This is a genomic window from Faecalibacterium prausnitzii, from assembly GCF_003287495.1.
Classification (GTDB): domain Bacteria; phylum Bacillota; class Clostridia; order Oscillospirales; family Ruminococcaceae; genus Faecalibacterium; species Faecalibacterium prausnitzii_I.
This window is the reverse complement of the sequence record NZ_PRLE01000010.1, coordinates 1-21,772: the sequence shown is the minus strand read 5'-3', so window position 1 is coordinate 21,772 and position 21,772 is coordinate 1. Positions and strand designations below refer to the sequence as shown.

The window sequence follows — 21,772 nt, the reverse complement described above, 5'->3', positions numbered from 1 at the left end:
AGCATATTTCATAGCAGATTGCTAGTCATTTCACTGCAAAAAGCGTGCTCACAGCTCCCAGCAGCCCGGCGCTGGCCAGACCCATGATGATGCCCGCCAGCAGCACGCCGCCCATGCAGGCAATGAGCACATCTTTAAATTTCATATCCAGGATGGAGCCCGCCAGCGTACCAGTCCAGGCACCGGTGCCCGGCAGCGGGATGCCCACAAACAGCAGCAGCGCCACCACCAGGCCACGCCCGGCCTTGGCTTCCAGCGCGCGGCCGCCTTTTTCGCCCTTGTTGATGCAGAAGCGGCAGAACGGCCCGATGACCGGCTTGTGATAGCCCCAAATGAGGAACTTGCGGGCAAACAGGTAGATGAACGGCACCGGGATCATGTTGCCCACCACGCAGACGAGGTAGGTGGGCAGGATGGGCAGGCCCAGCCCCAGTCCCACCGGGATGGCACCGCGCAGCTCGATGAGGGGGAACATCGAGATCAGGAAGACCAGCAGGTAATTCTTTATCATAAAAATACTCCTTGTTTACAGGTCAATGACCAGCTCCACCGGGCAGTGATCCGAGCCAAACACCTCGTTGTGGATCTCCGCCACTCTGATCTTATCGGCAACGCGGTTGGAGACAATAAAATAGTCGATCCGCCAGCCCGCGTTCTTCTCCCGGGCATGGAAACGGTAGCTCCACCAGCTGTACTTTACCTCGTCCGGGTGGAGGGCACGGAAACTGTCCGTAAAGCCAGCCGCCAGCAGCTCGGTCATCTTGGCCCGCTCCTGGTCGGTAAAGCCGGCGCTCATCCGGTTGGTCTTGGCGTTCTTGATATCCATTTCGGTATGAGCCACATTCAGGTCGCCGCAGAGGATGACCGGCTTTTTTGCGTCCAACCCCAACAGGTAGGCCCGGAAATCGTCTTCCCACTGCATCCGGTAATCCAGCCGCTTGAGGCCGTCCTGGCTGTTGGGGGTGTAGCAGTTGACAAGATAGAACTCCGGATATTCCAGCGTCAGCACCCGGCCCTCGTGGTCATGCTGGTCGATGCCAATGCCCGTCGTCACGGCCAGCGGCTGGGTCCTGCACCAGCAGGCCGTGCCGCTGTAGCCCTTTTTCTCCGCCGAGTAAGTATATTCTGTGTAGCCTTCCGGCGCAAAATCCGCCTGGCCCGGCTGCATCTTGGTCTCCTGTACCGAAAAGACGTCGGCGTCCAGCGCGGCAAAGCTTGCGGCAAAATCGTGGGTCAGGCAGGCCCGCAGGCCATTGACGTTCCAGCTGATGAGTTTCATATCCGTTGCTCCAATCTGTAATTTTTCACGTTGTGGTTACGCAATGTATTTCGTTTTCCAGACGCCGCTGCGGAACCGCAGCACAAAGCAGACCACGCGGCAGACCCAGTCCACCACCATGGCGATCCAAACACCAATGGCACCCAGCCCCATATGCACGCCGATGAGGTAGCTGAAACCCAGCCGCCAGATGGCCATGCTGAGGATGGAGGTCACCATGGTAAATTTCACGTCGTTGGCGGCACGCAGGGCGTTGGGCAGCACAAACGAGGCCGGCCAGAGCAGGATCGCAAACCCGGCGTGGATCTGCACCAGCAGGATGGCCAGCTGCATCGTTGCACCGGACAGCGCATAGATACTTACGATCTGCGGCAGGAACAGCAGAATGGCCCCGTTGAACACGCCCATGGCGATGTAGGCCCAGACCATCAGCTTTTTGGTATAGTACACGGCCTGCTCACTGTCGCCCGCACCGATGCAGCGGCCCACCACCGTGATCATGGCAAGGCCCAGCGCCTTGCCCGGGATGGTGCCCATGCCATCGAGGTTATTGGCCACGGCATTGGCCGCGATCTGCACCGTGCCAAAGGTGGAGATCATGCTCACCACCAGAATGCGCCCGGCCTCGAACAGGCTGTTCTCAAAGGCAGACGGGATGCCGATGCCCAGGATGCGCTTTGCCATCTTGCCATCCAGCTTGATGGTCTTGGGCACGGTGAGGGCGTGGCCTTTCTGGTAGCAGCGGACCAGAATGAGGGCCGCCGCCACCACGCGGGAAATGACGCTGGGCCAGGCAACACCGTCCACTCCCATTTTCAGGCCAAAGATGCAGACCGCGTTGCCCACGATGTTGATGATGTTCATGAGCACACTGATCTGCATGGAAATTTTGGAGTTGCCCATACTGCGGAAGAGGGCCGCGCCCGCATTGTACAGCGCCAAAAAGGGGTAGCTCAGGGCCGTGATCTTTAAGTACAGCACGCCCGCGTCCAGCACGTCCGCTTCAATGGACCCATAGCAGAGCCGGAGCATGGGCCGGGCCAGCACAAAGCAGAACAGCGCCACACCCGCGCCCAGCAGTGCGCTGAGCAGGATGAGCTGGCCGGAGCTTGCGTCGGCCTTTTTCTGTTCCCGTGCTCCCAGATACTGGCTCACCACCACCGCGCCGCCGGTGGCCAGTGCCGCAAACAGCACGATGATGAGGTTGTTGATCATATCCACCAGGCTGACACCCGAGATGGCCGCCTCGCCGCAGCGGGACACCATCATGGTATCCGCCATGCCCACTGTCACTTCCAGCAGCTGCTCCACCAGCAGCGGCCCCACCAGCAGCAACAACTCCCGCTGGCTGAATAAAAGCTCTCGCCCGCCAAAGAGCGGCGCTTTTGTACTTTGTTTTGTTTTTTCTCCCATGGGTTTTGTTCCCTCTAAAATATGCTCTCTGATTTTATGCAATACAGGTTTATCTTAGCACAGCGCCCGGTGCTTGTAAAGCGCTGGATGCATCTTCCCACTGCAAAGCCCGCCCGGCTTTTGAGGTACATGGCTCCCCGCCGGGAGTGCTGTTCCCCACGCGCCGCTTTCCCCGGTCACTCTTTGCAACATTTTATGGAAAAGTGTGATTTTTCTACTTCTGTAAGAAAAATTTTTCAAAAATCTCTTGCATTTTTCCGGTAAGCGTGCTATTGTTGTATCCAACAGGACAGGTTGTTGAACACAACGTTCCATCCCTGTTTCTGTGTTCTTTCTTCTTCTTTATTATATATTGCTATTTTCTTCATTTACCTTCTTATCATTTACCCTGTTGTCCCCCCGTGGGGACAAAGAAAAGCGATGGCCTACCTGCAAGGGCCATCGCTTTTTCTTTTTGCATTTTTATTGGAAATAAAACCTCTCAGGCCGCGCTTTGGCGCGTCCAGCTGGCCTCCCTCTGTCGCGAACGCGACATCTCCCTCCGGCCGGAGGGAGTCTGTCCTAGCAGGGGAGCCAAATTGCGGAATCACAAATTTTCAAATGCTGTGCGCACGTCGCCGGAGAAGTAGAGGGTTCCCAGTGCACACACCGGGCCATCCCCGCCCAACGCCACGGCCCGGGCCACGCCTGCTTCAATGCTGGGAGCCGCCTCGGCTTTGCAGCCCCGGGCGCGGATATGCCCGGCCAGCGTCTCGGCGGGCATCGCGCGGGGAGTGTGGGCCGCTACCGTTACAAACTGCTTTGCCAGCGGGGCCAGCAGGGCCAGCATCTCGTCCACATCCTTGTCTGCCATAATACTGACAAGGAAGACGAACTTTTCGCCGGGGAAGCGGTCTTTCAGGCTCTGCACCGTGGCCCGCATCCCGTGGGCGTTGTGGCTGCCGTCCAGCAAAAACGGCGGGGTATGCCGCAGCAGCTCAAAGCGGCCCGGCCAGCTCACCGTTTCCAGACCCCTGCGGATGGCCTCTTCCGGGATATTCCATCCCCTGCCCCGCAGCACCCGCAAGGCCGTGATGGCCACGGCCGCGTTCCGCGGCTGGTAGCTGCCGATGAGGGGCAGCTTCACGCCATCAAGGCCATCAAAATCAAAGGTCACGGCATCCAGATCACCGCCCTCGAATTTCAGCTTGTCAAAATCCACCACAGTCAGCGGGGCGTTCCGCTCTTTTGCCACCCGGACGATGACGGCATCCGCCTCCGGCACACCGCCGTAGCTCACCACCGGGCTCCCCGGTTTGATGATGCCCGCCTTGGCTGCGGCAATGTCCGCAATGGTGGGGCCCAGCTCTTTCACATGGTCCATGCCCAGCGCCGTGATGACCGCGCACTCCGGCGGGTCAATGACATTGGTGGAGTCCAGCGTGCCGCCCAGACCCACCTCCAGCACCACGATGTCACAGTGCCGCTCGGCAAAGTAAAGCATTCCCAGTGCCGTGATGATCTCAAACTCGGTGGGCACATCGGCCATGGCATCGGCAGCGGGTTTTACCCGCTCCACCAGCCGCACCAGTTCCTCGTCCGGGATCTGCTGGCCGTTGACCTGGATCCGCTCATTGAAGCGGTTGATGAACGGCGAGGTGTACAGGCCCACGCGGTACCCGGCCGCCTGCAAACAGGAGGCCAGCATGGCGGCAGTGCTGCCCTTGCCGTTGGTGCCCGCCACATGGATAAATTTGAGTTGTTTGTGCGGGTCGCCCAGCGCCGCCAGCAGCGTACGGGTACGGGTCAGACCGGGTTTGTGGCCCGCCCACTGCACCGCGTGGATGTATTCCAATGCCGATTCGTAATTCATACCATAAGCCTTCTTTACTTTTTCACGGCTGCCATCACAGCCTTATTCTCCATCAGCAGCCGGAGCAGCACGGTGTTCACCGCCGTCAGAATCAGCGCGTTGGGGACACGGGCTGCCAGCACGCTCCAGGCGTAGCCATAAAAAATGTGGAGCGCCAGCGAGTTGATGATGATAGAGCCCACCACATGGGCCGCCACCACACTGAGCAGGAGCCGCTGGCCAAGCCGCAGGGTGTGAGGCAGAGTCTGCCAGAGCCAGCCGCCTACAAGGCCGATGGAGGCCGCCCCCAGCGCGATGAGCGGGTTGATGGCGTAGCCCGCCAGGATACCGCCGATCATATCCGCCAGCGCACCCACGGCAAAACCTGCCCCGGGCCCGAACACGATGCCCGCCAGCAGCACGGGAAGGCTGCCCAGGTTGAACCGGACAAAGCCCGTGGAGATGCTCAGCACCCGGCTGAACACGATGCTCATGGCGATGAGCAGGGCCAGCACTGTCAGGGTGCGGGTTGAATTTTTTGCGCTTTTCATATCAATTGTCCTCCCTTAGGAAAAAGGAATCTTTCCGGAGAGGACGTTCAAAATAAAGCGCCCTCCCGTGTGACAAACCGCACAAAGGAGGGCGTGAATCCAACAAGTTTCACTTCCAGGCACTGAGCCGCAAGCGGCCCGCGCCTGCACCCAAGTCCATGCAGCAGCGGGATGCAGGCCATGCACCGCGGGTCGCCCTTCGTCCGCAGCACAACTCCCCGTTGATGCGGCACTTAACGCACATGGCCTTACTCTGTTGATACTGTTATTATATGCCTTTTTCCGTGGCTTTTCAACCACACGGTGCATCACATTTGCTAAAATGTATCGCACATTTTTAGCAGATGTGCTTAGTGGTCTTTCTTTTTCCCGCCAAACGTGATAAGATGGGACTAACATGTGATAAGAAAGGACGTTCTCTATGAAATTCAATGAGATGACCTATACCCGCCCCGACATCGACGCTTTGCTGGCCGAGTGCAAGCAGCTGGCCGCCAAGGCTGCTGCCGCTGACAGCGACGAAGCCATTGTCGAGACCTACTATGAGCAGAGCCGCGCCTTTGCCGATTACACCACGGCCTCCAACCTGGCCAACATCCACTACACCTGCGACACCCGTGACGCCTACTGGAAAGCCGAGCAGGATTTCTTTGACGCCAACGGTCCTGCTGTCTCCAACGCCAGCGTGGAGATCAGCCGCGCGTTCCTCTCCAACCCCCATGTGGATGCCCTGACCAAAGCTCTGGGCACCACCTGCGTGGCCGGCATGAAGAACGCCGTGCTGGGCATGGACGAGCGGACGCTGGACCTGCAGAAAGAGTACAACGCCCTCGTCAGCCAGTACCAGCAGATCTACGGCGGTGCTCTGGTGGAACTGGACGGCAAACAGCTCACTATCCCCCAGCTGGGCCCCTACAAGGAGAGCCTGGACGCCAAGACCCGCCGGGCCGCCTATGAGGCTGAGGCCGGTTACTTCGACGCCCACCGCGCCGAGCTGGACGAGCTGTACACCAAGATCGTCAAAAACCTCAACGCTCAGGCCAAGCTCATGGGCTACCACGATTACAGTGAGCTCTCCTATGTGCGCATGAACCGCATTGGCTACGGCCCCGAGGAGATCCAGCGCTTCCGCGACCAGGTGGCCCACGATGTGGTCCCTGAGCTGCAGAAAGTGATTGCCCTCAAGGCCAAACGGACGGGCATCGAGCATCCCACGTTCTGTGATCTGCCCGTCTCGTTCAAGGACGGCAACCCCAAGCCCATCGAGGGCTATGATGCCCGGATGGCCGCTGCCCGCACCATGTACCATGAGTTGAGCCCCGAGACGGCCGAGTTCATCGACTTCATGCAGGACAATGAGCTGTTTGACGTGGAGAGCCGCCCCGGCAAGATGAACGGCGGCTATATGACCAGCCTGCCCAGCTACAAGGCCCCCTTTATCTTTGCCAACTGGAACGGCACCTCTGCGGATGTGGACGTGCTGACCCATGAGTGCGGCCACGCTTTTGAGGGCTACGTGGCCGAGCGGGACCCCCATGTCCCCGCCGACCTCGAGTGCCCCGGCATGGAGAGTGCTGAGATCCACTCCATGGCCATGGAGTTTCTCACCGCGCCCTGGCACAAGCTGCTGTTTGGCAAGGACGTGGATAAATACGCCCTGCAGCACGCCGAGGACAGCTTCCTCTTCCTGGCATACGGCTGCATCGTGGACGAGTTCCAGCACAAGATGTACCAGAACCCGGACCTGACCCCCGACGAGCGGAACGCCGTCTGGCTGGAGCTGGAGCACAAATACCGCCCCTGGGTAGATTTTGACAACCTGCCGTTCTATGGCCGTGGTGCCGGCTGGCAGCGTCAGCTCCACATCTATGAGTGCCCGTTCTATTATATCGACTACTGCCTGTCCACCATGGCTGCCCTGCAGTTCTTCCTGCTCAGCCTCAAGGACCACAAGGATGCATGGCAGCGCTATCTCAAGCTGGTGCGTCGGGCCGGTCTGGCCAGCTACACCGAGCTGTGCGAGACTGCCGGCCTGAAAGTGCCGTTCATGGATGGCTCCATCAAGGCCATTGCCCAGGAGATGGGCCAGTGGATCGCCGCGCATCAGGTCTGATGTTGACGCACCGCTCCAAATCCGTTATTATAATAGGTAGAAAATCAACCCACCGGGCGTAAAAGGAGCGGTATTGCTATGGCAGAAAAAGAAATCAAAGGCATCAAAAAGTTTCTGGAAGAATTCAAAGCCTTTGCCATGCGCGGCAACGTGCTGGACATGGCAGTTGGTGTGGTCATCGGCTCGGCGTTCACAGCCATCGTGAACTCTCTGGTCAATGATATCATCAACCCCGCCATCGGCCTGTTCTTCAATGCGGACTTCTCGAATGTCGGCATCCACATTGGCGATGTGACCATCGGCGTCGGCTCGTTCATCAACGCCATCATCAATTTCCTCATCGTGGCATTTGTGCTGTTCATGGTCATCAAGACCGTCAACGCTCTGCACAAAAAGCCCGCCGAGCCCGAGGCCCCGGCAGAGCCCACCACCAAGGTGTGCCCCTACTGCCAGAGCGAAATCGCCATCAAGGCAGTCCGCTGCCCCCACTGCACCACCAAGCTCGAGGGCTTCCCGGAGATCAACGATTAAGTTTCAGACACAAAAAGTCCGCTGTGTTTTCCACAGCGGACTTTTTGCGTCGTGTGCAGTTACTGCACCTTGGTCAGTTCTGCCAGCTTGTAATAGATTTCGGTGTTATCAAACACCCCGCGGAACTTCTCGGCACCCACGCCCTTGGCGTAGATGTTGACCGGAGCGCCGGTGTGGGCATAGGTGGTGTGGTCCATACCGGACTTGTGGTTGATGGTGTGGCAGACGGCCATGGAGAACGGGATGTAAGTGCCGTACAGCTCATAGTCCTCCTGACTCATGTTCTTCTGGGCATCGGCCCCCACATTCAGGGTGCGCTCATAAGCCTTGCGCAGGTTCTCCACCTCGTAATCCGTCAGCAGCAGCTTGCCCGCGCTGGCGGCATCCGGGTCCGTGGGCAGGGTCAGGCCAAAGTTTGCTTTCACGTCGGCCATGGCTGCCTCAAAGGGGGTCTTGTTGGCGATGTAGCCCTCCACATAGGTGGAATCAAACTTGGCGTAGGACATCTTCTGGTGGGTCAGGTTGGTGAGGAATGTGTCGTAGTTGGTGGTCTTGTAGCCAATGCCCATACCGCCCGTCTCGTGGTCGGCAGTAACGAGGATCAGTGTCTCGTTCGGGTGCATGTTGTAGAACTCCACCGCGGCCTGCACGGCGTTGCTCATCTCCAGCACATCGTGGATGGAAGCGGCAGCATCGTTGGCATGGCAGGCCCAGTCGATCTTTCCGGACTCGGTCATCAGGAAGAAGCCCTTTTTGTTGTCCAGCAGCTCAATGCCCTTGCGGACATAGTCCGTCAGCTGCCACTCACCCGGGGCAGCATCCATGGCGTAATTCATGGCTTTGCCGTCGGCCAGGTTCTCCGCAATGATGAGGGTCTTGCCCGCACCGGCGGTCAGGGCAGCCGCACCCGCCTGGGTGGTAACGACATTGTAGCCTGCCTGGGCAGCCACCTCATGGTTGTTGGGCACAGTGCCGTCGCCATTCACTTTCTGGAACTCGCCGCCTGCAAAGTATTCAAAGCCGGAGTTTGCCAGCTCCACACCGATGTCGTAGTAATTTTTGCGGCTTTTCTGGTGGGCATAGAACGCTGCCGGGGTGGCGTGGTCGATGTTGACAGAGGAAATGACGCCGACTTTGTAGCCTCTCTGCTTGTGCAGCTTCTCGGCAATGGTCTCATAGGGCACATCACGGGTCCAGGGGCACATGTTGATGACGCCGCTCTCGGTCTTGTGGCCGGTGGCGATGGAAGTCGCGGTGGAAGCCGAATCCGGGCAGAACGAAGTGCTGTCGTAGGTGGTCACGCTGCCTACTTCAGGGAACTGGGTGAAGCTCAGCTCCGCCTCGGTGATTGCACCGTTGTTGGTCGCAGTGCCCTGATAGAACCGGGCAGACTGGATCTGAGCCGTGCCCATGCCGTCGCCGATGAACAGGAACACATACTTGGGCTTTTTGCCAAAAACGTCCAGCATCCCATTTTCCTCATCCTCTGCCTGCACAGCCGTGGGAGCCGCAGCATTGGCGGCCACCGGAGCGGCGGCCATCATGCCGACAGCAGAAGCCAGCGCACCGGCCTTGAGGAAATTGCGGCGGGACATTTTACTCTCTTTCATAACACGAAACCTCTCTTTTCCAGAGCCGACCCCGGCTCTCTGTTCAAATTCACTTGCTTGGGACGCCTTTATTCTATCGCCCCGCCCGCCGCCGCGAAACCATGCCCGCGCAAAGCTTTGGTAAAACTGGCGCGGCATTTTGCGGCCCAGTGTAAAGAACAGGAAAGGTGTGTAAAAAAACAGCCCCCGGAAACCAAACTGGTTCCCGGGGGTTGTCACTTTATCTTATGATCTTACGCGTTGTACTTTTCTTCGTCGAGCATGCCCTCGCTCTTGGCCACGCAGATGCAGGAAGTCGCGTCGCCCACCACGTTCAGGGAGGTGACCAGCATCTCGATGGGGCGGTTGATGGCCAGGATCAGGGAGTAGGCAAGCAGGGCCTTGTCATTGACGAAGCCCACACCGGACAGGATGGTGAAGAGGATGACAGCCCCCGCGCCGGGAGCGGCAGGCGTGCCCACCGAGGCCAGCAGGGCCAGCAGGGCGATGACCACCAGCTCCATGGGCGTGAGGTCGTAGCCCGCGCAGCCCGCGATGAAGACCGTGGCGATCACCTGCATGATGGCGGTGCCATCCATGTTGATGGTCATGCCCAGGGGCAGGACAAAGGAAGCAATGGAATCATCCACGCCCATGTCCTCGGTGCAGACTTTGATGCTCAGGGGCAGGGTAGCTGCACTGGAAGAAGTGGAGAAACCGAAGACCGCCACATTCGCGATCTTCTTGATGAACGTGAACGGGTTCAGCTTTGCGCCCACCGCCACGATGGTCGGGTAGCCCACCAGCAGGAACACGAACAGCAGGATCACGGTGGTCACCACATAGACCAGCGCCGGCTTGAGGTAATCCACGCCGTAGATGGCAAAGGTACGGGTCAGCAGCACAAAGACTGCAAACGGTGCAAACTTGGTGACGACGAAGTTCAGGAAAACGACCACCACGTCGTTCACTTCCCCCATCAGGCGGCGCATGGTGGCGGTGCGGCTCTCGCCCAGCACATTCATGCTCAGGCCGGTGGCTATCGCCAGGAAAACGGAAGAAAGCACCGCGCCGTTGCTGCCAAAGGCCGTGATGATGTTGGAAGGAATGATGTTCAGCACCACATTCAGAGGGTTGGAGCCGGTAGAACCGGAAGCCTCGGCCAGGCCCTCGATGTGTGCATTGAACAGGCCCATAGAGAACGTGGTATAGCCCACAACGCCTGCCAGCAGCAGTGCCAGGAAAGAACTCAGCAGGAACCAGAAGAGGGTCTTGGAAGCAATCCGTCCCATGGTACGGGTATCCGAGATGCTGCCAATGGCCAGCGAGATGGAGGTGAACACCATCGGGATGATGACCAGCTGCAGCGCCTTGATGAACAGCTGCCCGATGATATAGAAGATGCCGAACGCCTGCTCGGCTCCCTCTGCCGTGATATCCTGGAACAGCAGATCGTTGATGGTCTTCCAGAGTGCACTGTTGCCGGAAGCATTCAGCTTCTCGCGCAGCATCATGAACGCAAAGCCCGCGACAAGGCCGCAAACCAGCGACACTGCCATTTTCTTTGCCAGTGCCGCGCCGCTGTTATTCTTATTATTTTCCATACGTCTCCTCACTTGTTTCCTCATAAAATCGTGTGTTTCGTACGCATTCGACCTATGATACCACACGCCTTTGTTGGATGCAAGGCTGCAACGCAGGTTTTTGTTAAACTTTTCGAAATAGTATTACTTTTGTGTTTTCTTTCGTTCCGCTCTTTCCCCGAGGTACTTTGTCTTTTTTGCGCGGGTCCTCGCAAAAAGTAATTGACAGCCTGCCCGGGATCCGGTACACTGAGAACAGAATAGTGTCGTTTTGTGTCAAAGAGAGCGTTGTTTTGCGTCGAAGTCGCCCCGTTCCCGTCTTGATCAAGGAGTGTGCCGCTTATGAAGTCCCGCTCGTTCGTTCTGCAAGCCTGTGCCGTGGGTGTTGTCACGGCCGCCCTCCTTCTGACCGCCTGCGGCGGCCTGGGCAGCGGGTATTCTTACCCGTATTATCCGCCGTACCAGCCCTCCCACTCTTCCGGCAGTGCTTCGGACAGCAGCGGCAGTTCCAGCAGCACGCCCGAGAGCTCCAGCTCGGAAAGCAGTTCTGAGGAGCCCAGCTCCCCGGCATCTTCGGAGCCGCCCGCGCCCTCGGAACCGGAGCTGACACCGGAACAGCGGCTGGCCCTTTACCGGAGCGAGGTACTGCAATTGCTCAACACCGGGCGCACCGTTCCATTTTCCGCACCGGCTTCCGCCTTGTCCGACGCCGCGCAAACCCGTGCAGAGGAGCTGCAGCAGACGGGCAGGCTCTCCCACAAACGCCCCAATGGCAAAGATTACACTTCTCTCCTGCCCGGGAGCAATCTTCCCGGCTTTGTTTCCAAGGAATTATACGCATCCGGCCAGGCCACCCCTGCCGAGTTCGTTTCACACTTGAAGACCCGCCGCAGCGGTGTTGACTGGGAAACGGTCCTCGATACGCAGTACACACAGATCGGCATCGGCTACGCCGTGGATGCCGACGGCGTGCCCTATTGGGAGCTGCTGCTCCTCAATGGCTGATCAGCGCAAAAACTCCCCTCTGCTTCCTGCGAGAAGATTTGATATGCTCCCCCTGGAGTAGACAGAGTAAAAACAAAACTCTGAATACTCTGGGGGTATTTTCATGTCAAAAAAGAACAATCACGATCCCTACAAACAAAAAACAAACAAAAAAGCCGCTTACCCTTTCAGGTAAACGGCCTTGCATTTGGTGAAAAGGCACTCTGGCAAGCACTGTGTCCCCGGTAGACATTCCTACTGGTCTAGGACCCGCGGGCTAAGCAACAGCGACGGGTTGCGTTTGCTGATTTTTCCACAGCCTCTTGGCGAGGCTTTGAAAAATCAGAACGCGGCCCCAACAACTCCTCCCTGTTTCTGCCGCAGGCAGTGGTCGTCGTCGTTGCACTGGGCTGATTGCTTACGGTGCTTCGCACCACCGCCCTGTTCGAGTCCCTAATTCTCCACCAAACGTGAGTCACCAACTTTGGTTGGTGGCTCTTTTTTGTTGTATTCTCGTTCGTAAGTCTGTGCGTGGAGAATTAGGGACTCGAACCCCAGACCCCCTGCGTGTGATGCATGATGACTTTTTGATTTTTAGAGCGATGATTCGTTAAATATTCTTAATTTGCTACAGATCTGCTACAAACGGCAGTTTTTATTCACCGCAATCTCGCACAAATTCAGAGGTTATTTCTTCCAATCTGCTGCTGAACATTTCGCCATATTGCTCATATCCAACAAATACAGAACCCTCTACATCGCAAATCTGGTTTAGGCCAATCGCTTGTACTGCCTCCATCGCTGCTTCTCTCTGGCTCAAATGCCGTTTTCCAACGGTCAGGCAGTTTGCTCCATCCAATGTATCATATTGCTGAAACGCCCGGTTGAAATCCATCAAGTCATGCAGCCGGATAGGTTGATTCGTCTCATTATCTACCAACAGCCCCCAGTTTTCCCAATGGCGATCGGTGTTGCCCACCAGATAATCCAGAATATTCATCATATAGTATCCGTGAGCATCCAGTTCCAGAATTTTATCCAGCGTGTTCCAATCATGGTTTGTGCAGTAGACATCATAGGCTGCATACGTCACAAGGCTATACCGCTGTGAAGTCATAATTTTGCTGATGGAAACCGGCTCATTTTCAAACATTCCCTGCTCATACAGAACTTGATTGCAGTCAAAGCATCGGCAGATTTTACTTGCCAGCACTTCACGCTCGACTGCATCTTGTCCGCCATCTTTATAAAGATAGAAGCCATCATCCTTGCGCACCCACGCTTTAGGATAGCATCCACCAGTGGACAAATCATTTGCCAAAAGATGTGCATTTGTCACAGTCATCTGATGCCCACGCAGTGCAATATCCACAAGAGCATTGCTTAAAGAATGTGTGTAGAGATTGATATCCTCAAATCGGATATTCTCTTTTTCCCCTTTTACCCAGAACACATCCAGCAGGGACAAGCAATGGTACGAAAGTGCAATCTGTGCACGCTCCCGATCCGTAACACTCTGAGATGCGCCGATACTATTCAGAATCTCTTTCGCGTAGGTACGATCCAGCGTTAGCATACGGGATGCACACCAATAATAAAAATTGGTTACATTATTGATTCGATCATCAAAGTCATCCGATTCTTCCAGCACCAAATCGTATGGCATAAAATCTTCAAGGTAAATCTTGCATTCACCAGCCGTGCTCACCTGTGCCACGCACTTTTCCATGTGCATGACATGATAGACTATTGCTTCGCCCATTGCTTTCACCACCTTATTTAACTAGAACACAGTTTCATTTTTTACTATTGTACCGTCTTTCTACTTGCAAAACAAGCCTGTTCTGCATACTGTAATCCAAAAAATCTCACCCAGATAATATAATCGTGATCCGAAACCTCTGAGCCGAAAGACTCAGGGGCTATTTTTATGTCTGGAGGTGATTTTCTATGCTGTTCCGTATCATCGTTGTTATCATCACCATTACGGTTTCGTTCTAAGCCGCATCCGCACAGAAAGGAGATGTCCCCATGAACTTTTTACCTGAACTCATTCAGAAACTTGGCACGGTTCTTGTTGAAGTCCTCGTGCTGATTGCTGAAGAAGTTGAAAAGAAAAACTAATGAAAACAAATCGAAAAGGAGATTTTACTATGTCTGCAAATGTTGAAACCATGTTCTCTGTCCGTGAGACCCCTTGGCATGGCCTTGGCCGCATCGTGATGGATGCCCCTGCAAGCCGTGAAGCCTTAGAGCTGGCTGGTCTGGATTGGCAGGTCGAAAGCCGCAACATCTATTCCGGCACGGGTGCAATGATCCCCGGCTATCGCGCCAATGTCCGCAGCACCGATGATGCTGTTCTGGGCGTGGTATCTGACCGCTACCGCATTGTGCAGAATGAAGAAGCGTTCCAGTTCACGGATGACCTGTTGGGTGAGGGCGTTACTTATGAAACTGCCGGTTCTTTGCAGGGCGGCAAGAAGGTCTGGATGCTGGCAAAGCTGCCGGAGAAGTACATCATCGCCGGAGATGAAGTGACCCCATATCTTGTGTTCTTTAACAGTCACGATGGCAGTTCTGGTGTAAAAGTCGCTATGACCCCGGTTCGTGTGGTCTGCCAGAACACCCTGAATCTGGCTCTGGGTACTGCAAAGCGCATCTGGACTGCCCGCCATACCGAAAATGTTCTGCTCCGGGTGCAGGATGCCCGTGAAACCTTGCAGCTTGCTAACGGTTATATGACAGAACTGGGCAAAGGCATCCATGAGCTGACCACCATCAAGCTGTCTGACCGCAAGGTGCAGGAGTTTATCAACGAGTTCTTCCCCATCACGGATGACTTAACCGATGGCCAGAGGAAGAACAACCTGCGCTTGCAGGAAGATTTGAAGGCTCGCTACTACAATGCACCTGATCTGGAATGGGTTGGCAAGAACGGCTGGCGGTTCGTGAATGCTGTTTCCGACTTTGCCACCCATGCAGACCCCATCCGTAAAACTCGCAACTACAACGAAAATCTGTTCTTGCGCACCGCAGAGGGCAATCCCATGATCGACAAGGCTTACAAGATGGTGCTGGCCGCAGCATAAAGGAGGACATATGAACGATGTAAGCAACCGGGCTGTTCGGGAATTTTCTGAGTTCCTGAACAGCATCGAAGCCGATTTTCCAAAGCCTACTTGCACCACGGCATACGAGATCACGATGAAAAGCACCATCGTCAGTGCCTTGATTACGCTGGACACCGAAAAGCAGATGGACGAGCGTTTCTGGAACCATCTCCGAGTGCAGCGAAATATTCTGGATTTCCTGTATGCCCTGTGGCTGGACGATGACCGTACCTTGGTGGATGAATTTTCCACCATTATCAAAGACTTAGTGGAATATGATTTCTCTATTGCGGAAGAACAGATGAAAGAGAGGTTGAACATTGCATGAAACGACTTGTATCTACACGGAACCTGTCCAAAGAAGATTGGCTCCGCTACCGCAAATGCGGCATTACCGGCACGGATGCTGGGGCTATTCTTGGCCTGAATCCCTATCGCTCCGCATTTCAGGTGTACTACGACAAAATCAGCGATACCATTGAAAATATCGACAACGAAGCCATGCGGCAAGGCCGTGACTTGGAGGATTATGTGGCGCAGCGGTTTTCCGAAGAAACGGGCTTTAAGGTGCGCCGTGCAAATGCCATTTACCAGAGCGAGGAACATCCGCTGCTTCTGGCAGACTTCGACCGCCTGATCGTTGGACAGAAGGCCGGGCTGGAATGCAAAACGGTCTCACCGTTTTCAGCGGACAAGTGGGCTGATGGGAAAATCCCGGCTCATTATCTGGCGCAGGTTGACCATTACTTAGCCGTCAGCGGTTTCGACTGCTGGTATGTGGCGGCTCTGATTTTCGGCAGAGAACTGGTGATCCACAAAATCGTGACAGATAAGCAGGTGCTTTCTGATCTTATTGATAAGGAAGAGCTGTTCTGGACACGTCATGTCGTGCCGCAGATTCCCCCTGCACCCAACGGTTGCGATTGTGACACCCAGCAGATCAACCAGCTTTATGAGGTAGACAACCGGGACAAGACCGCTGACCTGAGTGCTCTGCATGGACTTCTGGATAAGCGGCAGGAGCTTTCTGACCAAATCGAGCAGATGGAACAGGAGAAAACAGCCATCGAGCAGCAGGTCAAGCTACAAATGCAGGATGCTGCCTATGGCACAGCACCGGGCTATAAGGTGTCGTGGGTATCCTCCGAAAGTAAGCGTGTGGATTCCCAACGCCTGCGGAAAGAGCAGCCGGACATTTTCAACCAGTACAGCAAAAATGTAAGCAGCCGCAGGTTCACCATTATCCATGCAGCATAATTTTTGTACGCCTATAGGCATACAAAATTTGTGCTTCAGCTATTTTTGTTTAATAGAAAAGCACAATACTGTTTACACAACAATAATTGTATGCTAAGATAAGAATATGAGGTGATGCATAATGGTTCTGCGCAAAAGTTATTTGGATAAGATCATTCCTTTTATCGATCAGGATCTGATCAAAGTTTTGGTTGGAATCCGGCGCTGTGGAAAAACAGTCCTTCTCGGTCAGATCAAGGACGTGCTCCTCCAGCGCAACATTCCCGCACAGAACATTATTCAGGCCAATTTTGAGTCCATGCGCTTCCGCAACACCCGTACTGCAGAAACGCTTTACGACTACATCGCAGAAAAAGCGGAAGGCTACACCGGCAAAATCTATATTCTTCTGGATGAGATTCAGGAGGTGGAGCGCTGGCAGATTGCAATCAATTCTCTTCGTGTCGATTTCGATTGTGATATTTACCTGACCGGCTCCAATTCCAAGCTGCTTTCCGGCGAATTGGCAACCTATCTTTCCGGACGATACATCCAGATTCAGGTTTTCCCCTTTTCGCTGGCCGAAGCAAAACAGCAATGCATTGAAAACGGAACCTATACTTCGGATGAAAAGCTCTTCGCAGACTATTTGAAGTACGGCGGTTTTCCGCAGCGTTTCTTCCTCCCTGACGATCATTCAATCACCACCTATCTGGACGATCTTTACGAGGCTATCATTGTCCGTGACATCATGCTGCGCCACAATATTCGCGAACAGACCGCATTACGTAATGTCCTTGCATTCCTGCTGGACAATATCGGCAATCCGTTTTCTGCCCGTAATATCAGTGGACGCATGGTTTCGGAAGGAATCAAGACAACCACTGCTACCGTACTGAACTACGTTGATTATTTCAAGGAAGCCTTTATCCTTCTGAATGCAAGCCGCTATGATATCAAAGGAAAAGCACTCCTGTCCAGCACAGAAAAGTACTATGCAGTCGATCTTGGCCTGCGGAATGTTATCAAGAAAAGCGAAAAGCTTGACAGCAACAAGCTGTATGAGAACATCGTATATCTGGAAATGCGGAGCCGTGGCTATGAAGTTCAGGTCGGCAAGCTGGACGACACCGAAATTGATTTTATCTGCTACCGTGGAGATGAAAAGCTCTATATTCAGGTTGCTTACCTGATCACTCCCGCCGATGAAGAACGGGAGTTCGGTAATCTTGAGCGGCTGCACGACAACTATCCTAAGTATGTTATCAGTGGTGATTTGATGAATTTAAGCCGAAACGGAATCATTCATCGAAACATCATTGATTTTCTGCTCAATCCGTAATTTTCACATCATGGGGAACAACAGTTGACGCTGTTGTGCCCTTTTTCTTTATCAGAATTGGAGGCATTCTTATGGAAAATCCATTCGTAAAATTATTTGCTATCGACTTCAAAGATCATCTGGAAGTCAAAAAGTCCGGCAACACGGAACTGAAATATGTAAGCTGGGCGTATGCCTGGGCAGAGGTGAAGAAGCTGTACCCTGCTGCCAGCTATGAGGTCAAGAAATTCAACGGCCTCCCCTATGTTTATGACCCCATAACCGGCTTTATGGTGTACACCTCGGTCACGATTGAGGGCGTTTCGCATGAAATGTGGCTGCCTGTACTGGATGGCGCAAACAAGGCCATGAAAGCTGTGCCTTACACCTATACCACTCCGAAATGGGACTACAATCCACAGACCCGCCGCCGTGAAAAGATCGGCATGGAAGAACGTACCGTAGAAGCAGCCTCCATGTTCGATGTGAATAAAGCTATCATGCGGTGCTTGGTAAAGAACCTTGCTATGTTCGGCTTGGGTCTGTATGTCTACGCCGGAGAGGATTTGCCGGAGGATGCCGCACCGCAGCCGGAGGCAGAACCGCAAAAGCAGCCGAAGCCGAAATCCTCTACCCCGAAGCAGGAACAGCCGCCTGTGCCCTGCATCTGCGCTCGCTGCAACCAGCCCATCAAGAGGGTCAAGCTGAAGGACGGATCCATCATGCAGGCGGCAGAGTTTGCAGCCACCCATGAGGGGATGTGCGCAGACTGCTATAAGGCAACCAGATTGAACGTAGCATAATAAAACTGCTCTATTTCGATGTCACTTGATTCTTGTATGATTCTATATTTCATGGTACACTTACAGTAGTAAGTTCTGAAAGCTCACATCTGTGAGCAGAAAGGAGCAGTGCATGGCAGATTTGCAGTTTCCTGTCGGAATCTCGAATTTTGAGAAGATTCGAGAAGGCGGGTATTATTATATTGACAAGACCAATCTGATTTCTGAACTTCTTAGCGGAGGTATCGCTGAAGTAACATTGATTACTCGCCCTCGTCGCTTCGGAAAATCCCTTGGTATGAGCACTCTCGCAAATTTTCTGGACATCCGCAAAGACAGCAAGCAACTGTTTGAGGGATTGGCGATTTCCAAAAATACAGAGCTTTGCAAAAAATGGATGAACCAGTGTCCTGTGGTATTTTTCTCTTTCAAGGACACGGACGGTCTGAACTTTGAAAGTGCCTATGGAATGCTGTGCATGAAACTGGCATTTGCGTTTCAGGATTATCAGTTTCTTTTGGATGACGATGCTATTTCTGACGATGACAAAGGCATCTTTAAGCGAATTCTGGGACGCACTGCATCCATAGATGAAACCAAAAGCTGCTTTTTGCTATTGACCCGGATGCTGGAAATCCACTTCAAAAAATCGGCGGTCGTCATTCTGGATGAGTATGATGTTCCCATTGCAAAAGCCAGCAGCAACGGATATTATTCGCAGATGCTGGACGTGATGCGGGCTATGATGAGCACCACGCTCAAAGACAATACTTCGCTTGACTTTGCTGTTATTACCGGCTGCCTGAAAATTGCAAAAGAAAGCATCTTTACCGGGACGAACAATTTTGTTTCGGATACGATTCTTTCTCCCCGGTTGAGCGAATCCTTTGGTTTTACACAGGCAGATGTAGATCAAATGCTGAAAGATGCTGATCTTGAATCGCAGTCTGCTGAAATCAAGGCATGGTACGACGGTTATCATTTTGGCGATGCAGACATTTATTGTCCGTGGGACGTAATCAGTTATCTGCGGGATTTCCAGTATGGTGTAGCACAGAAGCCGAAAAGCTATTGGAAAAACACCAGTGATAACGCCATCATCCGTTCTTTCATCGACTATGCAGGCGACAATATCACCACAAAGCTTGAAACTCTGATGGCTGGCGGCTCTATTGTTCAGCATATTGAAGAAAACCTGACCTACGATTATCTACACTCCTCTGAGGAAAATCTTTGGAGTGTGCTGTATCTGACAGGCTATCTGACCAAAGTGCGTGATAAAGATTTGCCGGATTCGCTGCCGGATGGCTGCTCTGCGTTGATGATTCCCAATGCAGAGATTCGGGAAATTTTTGAAACAACTGTAAGCAAATGGTTTGACGACAGTGCAAAGGCATGGAACCGCAGCCCTTTGTTTGATGCAGTCTGGAGCGGAAACAGCGAAGCTTTGACAAAGGAAATGACCAAGCTGCTTCGCATGACCATCAGCTACCATGACTATCGGGAGGATTTTTACCACGCTTTCCTTGCAGGCATCTTTACTGGTGCTGGCTATGTGGTAGAATCCAACAAAGAGCATGGCGAGGGTCGCAGCGATGTTATCGTAAAGGACATCCGCAATGGTCGTGTGGCAATTTTTGAAGCCAAGTATGCCAAAACTCTGGATGCTCTGCCGGATGCCTGTGACACTGCCATTCAGCAGATCAATGACCGGATGTACGCAGCAGACTTCCGGGATGACTATGATGACATTCTCTGCTATGGCATCGCATTCTTCAAAAAACGTTGCATGGTAAGGAAAAAATAATTATTCACTTAGGGGAGTATCTTCGGATGCTCCCCTTCACTTTTTACAGGACAATCCATTTGGATTGTCCTGTTTTTATTTGGAGACACACAATGAAAGAGGAAAAAATCAAAGTCCTTGCGCTCCTGCCAATGGAGCTGCCAAAGGAGATCGAGCTGGACAACACCCTTGAAGCCATGCAGAAATTTGTAGGCGGGCTGATCGAATGCATCGCCTTATCCTGAAACGTGCTGTTGGGCACACACCCAAATCCAAAACGCTGGATGAAGTCTATCTCCATCCGAAAGCCAACCAAATGATCGAAGCCTTTGACAAGGCCAATCAACTGGTCAAAGATGAAGTTTTGTCTCTGCCAGAAGAATAATCCCCACAAACCAGAAAAACCGTCAACGCATGAGAGAACAATCTCTCGCGTTTGACGGTTTTCTTTTTTGTTTTGCCGCTGTCATTCTGCACAAAACTCAAGGATAAAATTTTACACCCAAAAATTCGCAAAAATCGGGTTTACGGAGCCATTTTGCCGTTTCTCTCCGAATTTTGCTACAGATCTGCTACAAACTTGCTACAAACGACTGAAAAGGGGGCCTCCTACACGTTTCATTATCAATATATAAAAGTGAATCCATTTCACTTTTGCACATCAAAAAGCACGCAGATACAAGAAAAATCCGCTTACCATTTCAGGTAAACGGCTTTACGATTGGTGAAAAGGCACTCTGGCAAGCACTGTGTCCCCGGTAGACATTCCTACTGGTCTAGGACCCGCGAGCTAAGCAACAGCGACGGGTTGCGTTTGCTGATTTTTCCACAGCCTCTTGGCGAGGCTTTGAAAAATCAGAACGCGGCCCCAACAACTCCTCCCTGTTTCTGCCGCAGGCAGTGGTCGTCGTCGTTGCACTGGGCTGATTGCTTACGGTGCTTCGCACCGCCGCCCTGTTCGAGTCCCTAATTCTCCACGCACAGACTTACGAACGAGAATACAACAAAAAAGAGCCACCAACCAAAGTTGGTGACTCATGTTTGGTGGAGCATTGTCCACAGCACTCGAACCTAAAACCTCTTCACGGGTAACCGTCTTGGCATCGTCCGTGAAGTTGAAATTGAGTACGACCCGGTCATCAAAGACGTAGACCGAGTTGACAAAGGTATCAATGATCTGCCGCTGGTGTTCCGTGCTGCCCACGTCACCCTTGCGGAATTTTTCAAGCCAGAACCGAATCCACTCACGGGTCAGGACTGGCTTTTTCAGCTCTTCTTCCAGAATGCTGGTGTTCAGGGCTTCTTTCCGGGCTTCCAGCTCGTCCAACCGCTGCTTGGTGGTCGGGGTCAGGATGCCCTGTTCAATGGCTTCCAGAAGGTTTGCGAGTCGTTTCTCCGTATCCCGGAGTTGCTCTTTCAGAACAGGCAGCCGGGTGTTCTCCTGCTGCTGGGCTTCCATGACCAAATCTATCAGCCGTTCGATGATTTCATCGCTGAAAATCACCTTGATGGCAGTCTCCACCACGAACCGTTCCAGCGGCTCCTTGCGGATGGCTTTCAGGTCGCAATGCGCCTTGCCGTGGCGTTTGGCGTTGCCGCACTTGTAGTAATAGTAGGTGTTTCCCATGTGGCTGGTGCCGCTTTCGCCACCCATCAGGGTGCC

General features: G+C 53.7%; 20 protein-coding genes and 1 riboswitch. Of the genes, 11 read left to right on the top strand and 9 right to left on the bottom strand.

The genetic code is table 11. The features are described from left to right. Nucleotides 1-25: 25 nt before the first annotated feature. The 5 genes from C4N22_RS12410 to C4N22_RS12390 form a co-directional block, all read right to left on the bottom strand. Complete coding sequence (locus C4N22_RS12410; RefSeq protein WP_112149183.1) at nucleotides 26-511, bottom strand: COG2426 family protein; 486 nt, start codon at nucleotides 509-511, stop codon at nucleotides 26-28. A 15-nt stretch (nucleotides 512-526) separates the two neighbouring features. Continuing rightward, nucleotides 527-1,279, bottom strand: coding sequence for an exodeoxyribonuclease III (locus C4N22_RS12405; protein ID WP_112149182.1), 753 nt, complete (start codon nucleotides 1,277-1,279; stop codon nucleotides 527-529). A gap of 36 nt (nucleotides 1,280-1,315) precedes the next feature. Then, nucleotides 1,316-2,692: an MATE family efflux transporter gene (locus C4N22_RS12400; RefSeq protein WP_112149181.1), complete on the bottom strand. Its 1,377-nt coding sequence runs from the start codon at nucleotides 2,690-2,692 to the stop codon at nucleotides 1,316-1,318. 586 nt (nucleotides 2,693-3,278) lie between these two features. Then, nucleotides 3,279-4,544, bottom strand: coding sequence for a bifunctional folylpolyglutamate synthase/dihydrofolate synthase (locus C4N22_RS12395; protein ID WP_112149180.1), 1,266 nt, complete (start codon nucleotides 4,542-4,544; stop codon nucleotides 3,279-3,281). A gap of 14 nt (nucleotides 4,545-4,558) precedes the next feature. Beyond that, nucleotides 4,559-5,074, bottom strand: coding sequence for a folate family ECF transporter S component (locus C4N22_RS12390; protein ID WP_112149179.1), 516 nt, complete (start codon nucleotides 5,072-5,074; stop codon nucleotides 4,559-4,561). A gap of 162 nt (nucleotides 5,075-5,236) precedes the next feature. Beyond that, a riboswitch (THF riboswitch) is annotated at nucleotides 5,237-5,332 on the bottom strand. A 163-nt stretch (nucleotides 5,333-5,495) separates the two neighbouring features. Between C4N22_RS12390 and C4N22_RS12385 the strand changes: the two genes are divergently transcribed. After that, the gene (locus C4N22_RS12385; RefSeq protein WP_112149178.1) at nucleotides 5,496-7,187 is read left to right on the top strand and encodes a M3 family oligoendopeptidase; all 1,692 of its coding nucleotides are present in this window, start codon (nucleotides 5,496-5,498) and stop codon (nucleotides 7,185-7,187) included. 78 nt (nucleotides 7,188-7,265) lie between these two features. After that, nucleotides 7,266-7,718 carry a large conductance mechanosensitive channel protein MscL gene (mscL, locus tag C4N22_RS12380; RefSeq protein WP_022257806.1) on the top strand — a complete coding sequence of 151 codons (453 nt, stop codon included), beginning with the start codon at nucleotides 7,266-7,268 and terminating at the stop codon, nucleotides 7,716-7,718. 59 nt (nucleotides 7,719-7,777) lie between these two features. On the opposite strand, the gene C4N22_RS12375 is transcribed toward mscL, so the two are convergent. Continuing rightward, nucleotides 7,778-9,328 (bottom strand): alkaline phosphatase, encoded by a 1,551-nt coding sequence (locus C4N22_RS12375; RefSeq protein ID WP_112149177.1) that lies wholly within the window; start codon nucleotides 9,326-9,328, stop codon nucleotides 7,778-7,780. Between the two features lie 233 nt (nucleotides 9,329-9,561). Next, nucleotides 9,562-10,911 (bottom strand): dicarboxylate/amino acid:cation symporter, encoded by a 1,350-nt coding sequence (locus C4N22_RS12370; protein WP_112149176.1) that lies wholly within the window; start codon nucleotides 10,909-10,911, stop codon nucleotides 9,562-9,564. 321 nt (nucleotides 10,912-11,232) lie between these two features. On the opposite strand from C4N22_RS12370, the gene C4N22_RS12365 reads away from it, so the two are divergent. Continuing rightward, entirely contained in the window at nucleotides 11,233-11,895 is a 663-nt protein-coding gene (locus C4N22_RS12365) for a CAP domain-containing protein (RefSeq protein ID WP_112149175.1), read from the top strand. Between the two features lie 634 nt (nucleotides 11,896-12,529). Here C4N22_RS12365 and C4N22_RS12360 read toward each other — a convergent pair. Then, a complete protein-coding gene (locus C4N22_RS12360) occupies nucleotides 12,530-13,636 on the bottom strand; it encodes a hypothetical protein (protein ID WP_112149174.1) in 1,107 nt (368 codons plus the stop codon). A 391-nt stretch (nucleotides 13,637-14,027) separates the two neighbouring features. Between C4N22_RS12360 and C4N22_RS12355 the strand changes: the two genes are divergently transcribed. The 8 genes from C4N22_RS12355 to C4N22_RS12970 all read left to right on the top strand — a co-directional run bounded on the left by C4N22_RS12355 (nucleotide 14,028) and on the right by C4N22_RS12970 (nucleotide 20,494). After that, nucleotides 14,028-14,963, top strand: coding sequence for a DUF932 domain-containing protein (locus C4N22_RS12355; RefSeq protein ID WP_112149173.1), 936 nt, complete (start codon nucleotides 14,028-14,030; stop codon nucleotides 14,961-14,963). 10 nt (nucleotides 14,964-14,973) lie between these two features. After that, the gene (locus C4N22_RS12350; protein ID WP_112149172.1) at nucleotides 14,974-15,312 is read left to right on the top strand and encodes a DUF3848 domain-containing protein; all 339 of its coding nucleotides are present in this window, start codon (nucleotides 14,974-14,976) and stop codon (nucleotides 15,310-15,312) included. After that, entirely contained in the window at nucleotides 15,309-16,241 is a 933-nt protein-coding gene (locus C4N22_RS12345; protein ID WP_112149171.1) for a YqaJ viral recombinase family protein, read from the top strand. Before C4N22_RS12350 ends, C4N22_RS12345 begins: the two co-directional genes overlap by 4 nt. 121 nt (nucleotides 16,242-16,362) lie before the next feature. Then, on the top strand, nucleotides 16,363-17,562 hold the full coding sequence (locus C4N22_RS12340; RefSeq protein ID WP_112115919.1) for an ATP-binding protein: 1,200 nt from the start codon (nucleotides 16,363-16,365) through the stop codon (nucleotides 17,560-17,562). Between the two features lie 71 nt (nucleotides 17,563-17,633). Beyond that, nucleotides 17,634-18,344, top strand: coding sequence for a DUF1071 domain-containing protein (locus C4N22_RS12335; protein ID WP_112149170.1), 711 nt, complete (start codon nucleotides 17,634-17,636; stop codon nucleotides 18,342-18,344). 112 nt (nucleotides 18,345-18,456) lie between these two features. After that, on the top strand, nucleotides 18,457-20,130 hold the full coding sequence (locus C4N22_RS12330; RefSeq protein WP_112149169.1) for an AAA family ATPase: 1,674 nt from the start codon (nucleotides 18,457-18,459) through the stop codon (nucleotides 20,128-20,130). Nucleotides 20,131-20,222: 92 nt separating this feature from the next. After that, nucleotides 20,223-20,354: a DUF3846 domain-containing protein gene (locus tag C4N22_RS12325; protein ID WP_242981023.1), complete on the top strand. Its 132-nt coding sequence runs from the start codon at nucleotides 20,223-20,225 to the stop codon at nucleotides 20,352-20,354. Then, a complete protein-coding gene (locus C4N22_RS12970) occupies nucleotides 20,336-20,494 on the top strand; it encodes a hypothetical protein (RefSeq protein ID WP_181567214.1) in 159 nt (52 codons plus the stop codon). The genes C4N22_RS12325 and C4N22_RS12970 overlap by 19 nt, the downstream gene beginning before the upstream one ends. 546 nt (nucleotides 20,495-21,040) lie before the next feature. Here the strand turns inward: C4N22_RS12970 and C4N22_RS12320 are convergent. Continuing rightward, the coding region (locus C4N22_RS12320) for a zinc ribbon domain-containing protein (protein ID WP_242981022.1) at nucleotides 21,041-21,772 on the bottom strand (732 nt) is incomplete at its 5' end.